Here is a 4,802-nt window from a genome sequence, read left to right on the forward strand (position 1 = left end):
TTGCTAGCTCGATCGGATTTTTCACCCGTGACACATTGATCACACCACTAAACCGCTGCTGAGCACCACTCATCAAAGATGCACTCATGCGAATTTGCCCATCAGACTGCAAGACTGAGCCTGTACCTGCGTTAAAGCGCGGATCATCCTCCAACAGCCGACATCCTAGAACAACAGCATCCTCAGCCGTGCTCCCAGCCTCCAAAACAGCAACAATCTCGTGCAAAATGCGGTAGAGAGATTGGCGCACAGCATCTGCTCCACCCTTGGTAGTTAGTGAACTGCCTGCACCCCCATGGATAATAACCTTTGGTTGGATCACCGTCTAACCCTCATCTGTCTTGTTCAGCTAACAGGAAATAACTCCTTTGTGATTGTGCCACGGTTAGGACGAGTTCACACAGCAGCAGACATATTCAGCCGAGTAGACAGATCAATTCGATCGCCCGGTTTTGGACAAATGAACTGCGTTGTTGGAGACTGCTGGGCCAGTGCCGCACTAAACTCCTCAGTCCCGCCTTTAGCCTGCAAGATAGATAATAACAGTCCTTCAAAGGTCACATCGCCACCAGCGGCTGTCGGCAACATCACCTGCGGCTGTAGCCATTCCACTGCCTGAAGAGCGGTAGTATTGCCCTGAATGATCGGGCCAAGAAATGGAATCACCAAATCAACAACAGGGGTAATAACAACATTAATCGGTGCAAACTGCCGAATATCAGATGAGTGATAGCCATGGGGTTCATAGTACAGACTAGTGCCAACTTCTAGGTCACGTAGGATGTAGCCATTTTCGATGGTGAAAGGGCCAATGGGTGAACCGGGAACAGCTCGAATTTCAACCCGATCGGCTATAGTCATCACGCTGCCATGAGTTAAGGTCGTTATAGTCTTAAACCCCAGATTTTGGGCGACTTTAGCTGCATTCGGTGATCCCACCACAGGAATATCTTTGCCTAGTTGTTGCAACGTAGGAGGATGAGCATGGTCAGGCAACCCCTGGGAGAGAAGAACTAAGTCAATATTGCTAGGAATAGCTCGTGGTTTGGGACGATCGCTCTTGAATAGCCACGGCATACTGCCAAACACCAAAGGGCCAACCAACCAGGGATCAAGTAAGATCCGCTGTCCTCCCATTTCAATCAGCCAACTGTTGCTGTCTAGCCAGGTTAGATACATAGTCCAAATCGGGTACGTTAACAATCGTGTTAGCTTAACCAGCTCACGGAAAACATGCTTAACAATCTGAATACCTTAGATTATAGAGTTTGGTTATCGTTCCTGTCTCAAACGTAGCGAGCATGAGCATTAGAGTTTACGGCAATCGATCCCTAAAGACGCGACCTGGCACCTTAACTCGACCAACATCAGCCAAGGTCAGAGCAGCCTTGTTTAATATCTGGCAGGGGCGGATTGAAGGCTGTCGATGGCTAGACCTGTGTGCAGGTAGTGGAGCTATGGGCGCAGAGGCTCTTGGGCGAGGGGCTGCTATAGTGGTTGGCATCGAGCAAGATAGCCGAGCCTGTGCCGTAATTCGTCAAAACTGGCAACAAATGGCGACCGCGACACAGCAGTTCAAGGTGTTGCAGGGTAATGTGCTCAAGCGACTACCTAATATAGCTGGTGATACAGGAATAGACCAATTTGATTGCATCTATCTCGATCCACCCTATGCCAGCGACCTGTACGAAGCAGTATTGAAAACGATCGTAGACCACAACTTACTAGCTCCAGATGCTGAAGTAGCGGCTGAACATGCTATTGCTGATGCCGATCGCATTGCTGCCTTGGCTCCGCAATTGGGATTAACGCTCAGTCGGCAGAAGCACTATGGTGAAACTACCGTGAGTTTTTTTGGCCTATAGATACCTTTATTTCAGTAAACTCTTTAATCGCAAGGTAGCCTAGAAACCTGCTTAGCAGACAATAGCAGCAAACATCTAGATGATTCAACGCAACCATAGCCAGCACATTTCACATATAGAGTTTCTATGCAGAGGCTTAATGTGTAGTGCTTTCAACGATTGCAGGGATTTGCTAACTATTGTTGCAGAGTATTCACACATGCAGCAACTTACTGCAAACTAAAGGTCAGATGGGCAGTGTCTACCCATCTGACTGTTACGTTTCGTTACAAGGAATTATTATAACCTATGACTACTACCGTACAACGTCGCGAAAGCGCGAGTGTTTGGGAGCAGTTTTGTAATTGGGTTACTAGCACCAACAACCGACTTTATGTTGGTTGGTTCGGTGTCATTATGATCCCAACTCTGCTGACTGCTACCATCTGCTATATTATTGCCTTCATTGCTGCGCCTCCCGTAGACATCGATGGCATTCGTGAGCCTGTGTCAGGTTCCTTGCTATATGGCAACAACATCATCTCTGGTGCAGTTGTGCCTTCTAGCAATGCGATCGGCCTTCACTTCTACCCCATTTGGGAAGCAGCTTCTATGGATGAGTGGCTGTACAATGGCGGCCCTTACCAGTTGATTGTTCTCCACTTCTTGATTGGCATTTCCTGTTACATGGGTCGCCAGTGGGAGTTGAGCTACCGTCTCGGTATGCGTCCTTGGATCTGCGTTGCTTACAGTGCTCCCTTGTCTGCTGCCTTTGCCGTATTCTTGATCTATCCTCTGGGTCAAGGTTCCTTCTCTGATGGTATGCCTCTGGGCATCTCCGGTACCTTCAACTTCATGATCGTGTTCCAGGCAGAGCACAATATCCTGATGCACCCCTTCCATATGCTGGGTGTAGCAGGTGTATTCGGCGGTTCTCTGTTCTGCGCGATGCATGGTTCTCTGGTAACCTCCTCCTTGGTACGTGAGACCACCGAGAACGAGTCTCAGAACTACGGTTACAAGTTCGGGCAAGAGGAAGAGACCTACAACATCGTTGCTGCCCACGGCTACTTTGGTCGTCTAATCTTCCAGTATGCCAGCTTCAACAACAGCCGCAGCTTGCACTTCTTCTTGGGTGCATGGCCTGTAGTTGGCATCTGGTTCACCGCTCTGGGCATCAGCACCATGGCGTTCAACCTGAACGGGTTCAACTTCAACCAGTCTGTATTGGACTCTCAAGGCCGTGTGATCAACACTTGGGCAGACATCATCAACCGTGCCAACCTGGGTATGGAAGTGATGCACGAGCGCAATGCTCACAACTTCCCTCTGGATTTGGCTGGTGGCGAAGTAGTGCCTGTTGCTCTGCAAGCGCCTAGCATTCATGGCTAATTGGGGATCATGGTGAGTCTGTGCTGTTAACGCATGTTGACTCGTCGAAGAGCGCCTCTCAGTTGGAGGGGCGCTTTTTTATGGAATAGTGAGTAATTGATAATGTTAGTTGCTGGTGTGGATGAGGTTGGGCGAGGTGCACTATTTGGCCCTGTGGTGGCAGCAGCAGTCATTTTGCCCCCTGATGCTGAGATGGAGTTGCGCATGGCTGGGGTAACCGATAGTAAGCAGTTGTCTGCATCAAAGCGAGAGCAACTTGTGAGTAAAATTCGAGCGCTGGCGATCGCCTATGGGATCGGAGCAGCCTCCGTGGCAGAGATTGACCAGCTCAATATCTTGCAAGCATCACTTCTTGCCATGCATCGGGCAGTTCGCAAGCTGCGTCCTCAACCAGACCTATGTCGAATCGATGGCAACCAACTAATTACGGGATTAACGATTCCGCAGCACGCGATCGTCAAGGGTGATCAAACAGTACTAGAGATTGCAGCCGCTAGTATTTTGGCAAAGGTATGGCGCGATCGCTTGATCATCCGCCTTGCTGCCCGCTACCCTGATTATGACCTAGCTAGCAACAAGGGCTACGGCACAGCACGCCATCGTTATGCACTTCAACAGTTGGGAGCATCACCATTTCATCGGCGATCGTTCAAGCTCTGGTAAGGTGCAACGACAAGCTAGGCTAGGCTCATATACCAAGAGAAATACTCAGAAGGAAGTAAAAAGTCGAACATAAGCTATGGGAGTACACGGGTACTATTATATAGCTTGGATAACGTCTTGAAGGATTGCCCACAGTGGTGGCAGAAGCAGGGCACAACCCACAAGCACGGCAATGAGTGCTGAAATGAGTACTGCTCCAGCCGCACAGTCCTTAGCAATGCGGGCTAGGTCGTGATAATGCTGTTTAACGGTAAGATCGACTACTGACTCGATCGCGGTATTGAGCAACTCCATAGCGAGTACTGCTCCGATGGTTAGACCAATAATGGCAACTTCGACCCGCGTTAGGCGCAGCAAAATTGCTAACGTGATTGCCAAAACTCCTAATATGACATGAACTCGGAAGTTGCGCTGTGTCTGAAAGGCATAGGTCAACCCTGAGAAAGCGTACTTAAAGCTAATGAACAGGTTAGTTGCTACTTTCCAGGAAAACTCCCGGTTTGGTTTGGTCATGGGTATCGGATGCGATCGTAGCAGTTGTGAAGCCAACAAATCATGAGACATAAGCACTTCAGATCATAAACCGTGGACGGATCAAACATGGATTTAAACCGCAGTTTTACACCGATAACAGCCCTATGCCCCGCAGTAAGTGTGCTTGCTGATTTAACATTCTTTTTAGACTCTCGTCGTCGGGATGATCCCAACCCAACAAGTGCAACAAACCATGACTAGCTAACCATCCTAGTTCGCAGACAAGGGAATGACCTTGCTGATTGGCCTGTTGTTGCGCTGTCTCAATTGAAATCACGATATCACCTAGATAGATAGGCTGCAATTCCAATGCCTCTGGAGGAAGAGGGCAGGGATCGTCTAACGTAGCAAACGCCAACACATCAGTAG

Annotated in this window: 7 protein-coding genes; 3 read left to right on the forward strand and 4 right to left on the reverse strand. The window is 49.1% G+C overall.

Features of this window, described 5'->3' with window-relative positions:
- The coding region (locus NZ772_13995; GenBank protein MCS6814661.1) for an isoaspartyl peptidase/L-asparaginase at window positions 1–319 on the reverse strand (319 nt) is incomplete at its 3' end.
- Between the two features lie 77 nt (window positions 320–396).
- A complete protein-coding gene (locus NZ772_14000) occupies window positions 397–1,179 on the reverse strand; it encodes an MBL fold metallo-hydrolase (GenBank protein ID MCS6814662.1) in 783 nt (260 codons plus the stop codon).
- A gap of 122 nt (window positions 1,180–1,301) precedes the next feature.
- Between NZ772_14000 and rsmD the strand changes: the two genes are divergently transcribed.
- From rsmD to NZ772_14015, 3 genes are all read left to right on the forward strand, one after another.
- Window positions 1,302–1,865 carry a 16S rRNA (guanine(966)-N(2))-methyltransferase RsmD gene (gene rsmD / locus NZ772_14005; protein MCS6814663.1) on the forward strand — a complete coding sequence of 188 codons (564 nt, stop codon included), beginning with the start codon at window positions 1,302–1,304 and terminating at the stop codon, window positions 1,863–1,865.
- A 288-nt stretch (window positions 1,866–2,153) separates the two neighbouring features.
- Window positions 2,154–3,236 (forward strand): photosystem II q(b) protein, encoded by a 1,083-nt coding sequence (psbA, locus tag NZ772_14010; GenBank protein ID MCS6814664.1) that lies wholly within the window; start codon window positions 2,154–2,156, stop codon window positions 3,234–3,236.
- A 102-nt stretch (window positions 3,237–3,338) separates the two neighbouring features.
- Window positions 3,339–3,899, forward strand: coding sequence for a ribonuclease HII (locus NZ772_14015; GenBank protein MCS6814665.1), 561 nt, complete (start codon window positions 3,339–3,341; stop codon window positions 3,897–3,899).
- A 96-nt stretch (window positions 3,900–3,995) separates the two neighbouring features.
- Here the strand turns inward: NZ772_14015 and NZ772_14020 are convergent, their stop codons facing one another.
- A complete protein-coding gene (locus NZ772_14020) occupies window positions 3,996–4,412 on the reverse strand; it encodes a diacylglycerol kinase family protein (protein MCS6814666.1) in 417 nt (138 codons plus the stop codon).
- Window positions 4,413–4,518: 106 nt separating this feature from the next.
- Window positions 4,519–4,802: rRNA maturation RNase YbeY (gene ybeY / locus NZ772_14025; protein ID MCS6814667.1), on the reverse strand; the 284-nt coding region annotated here is incomplete at its 5' end.

The organism is Cyanobacteriota bacterium (assembly GCA_025054735.1).
In the GTDB taxonomy this organism is placed as follows: domain Bacteria; phylum Cyanobacteriota; class Cyanobacteriia; order SKYG9; family SKYG9; genus SKYG9.